Source organism: Bradyrhizobium sp. JYMT SZCCT0428, assembly GCF_018131075.1.
Lineage (GTDB): Bacteria > Pseudomonadota > Alphaproteobacteria > Rhizobiales > Xanthobacteraceae > Bradyrhizobium.
This window is the reverse complement of sequence record NZ_JAFCLS010000177.1, coordinates 1-1,092: the sequence shown is the minus strand read 5'-3', so window position 1 is coordinate 1,092 and position 1,092 is coordinate 1. Positions and strand designations below refer to the sequence as shown.

At 54.9% G+C, this 1,092-nt stretch carries 1 protein-coding gene; it reads left to right on the top strand.

Translation table 11 applies throughout. The features are described from left to right. The first annotated feature begins 596 nt into the window (after positions 1-596). Entirely contained in the window at positions 597-944 is a 348-nt protein-coding gene (locus tag JQ575_RS44265) for a response regulator (RefSeq protein ID WP_212039439.1), read from the top strand. Positions 945-1,092 lie beyond the last annotated feature (148 nt).

The window sequence follows — 1,092 nt, the reverse complement described above, 5'->3', positions numbered from 1 at the left end:
GCCGCGGGCCTGCGGGCCAATCAGCTTTAGATTCACGCATTCAGAACGCTCGAAAGGTTGTCCGACATGCTTGATAAGGCGAGCCCAATTTGGGGTTCGGAGGCTTTTTTGGCAGGCGACCGGTCAGACGGCGATGGGCGGCGGTTCCGGCGCAGATGTCGCAGGCCGCCTCATGGGCGCTGACGAAGAAGGCACCCTAGCCCGGCTCAAGGCAGCCAGAAAAGCCATTGTTGATCCTCCTATCGCGGCAGCATCGTCAAGACGACCGGTGACGGAATGCTGGTTGAGTTTGCCAGGGGCGTGATGCGGAAGCTCTGACCCGGTGGCCTCGTCTGCTTGAGGTCGATCCCGCGTTTCCGTTATCAGGTTAGATCGCTCGGGGTGGGCAATCAAACTCGCCTCTGCTGATCGACGGCCTTCGGAAAGCGGGGTTGCTCGAATGAACCAGATGCGTAGCGCACCCCCACGTTCGACTGCCGGACACATCCTGCTAGGAAGCATTGAAGTTCCCACAATACGATTGCCTTGTGACGGCTCTTGCTGAGATCTGAACCAATTACGGGTTGGTGTATTAGCTCTCCAATTTGGAGGCTGGTATGTCGAATTTTGTTGCCGTCGTAGTGGAAGATGATCTGTTCCAGCGCGAGGCCATAGCCGATCTATTGAGAGACAATGGGCTTGAAGTTGTGGAGTGCAGCACGGCTGAAGCGGCTGAAATCGTCGTTGTGACCTCAGGCACGGAGCTTCTCGCTCTAGTCACTGACGTCAGCCTTCCGGGAGACATGTCCGGAGTTCAGCTTGCGGAACACTCCAAGCGCAAGTTTCCGCATTTGAACGTCGTAATTGTTTCAGGGACGGGACCACCTTACGTTCCTACGAACACCACATTTCTAATGAAACCGTACCGCCAGAACGAATTGATCGACGCTGTACTCGGATCCTAAAAACGCTTTGCTACAGAACGGGATCTAACTGTACGTCCTGATGGCCTTAAAAACTTACGGTCACACTATTCGCAAAACACGAGGCGATAGATAAGACGCGGTCGTCGGATGCATACGTAAAAAATGGAAAAAGCGCCGATGCAGACGC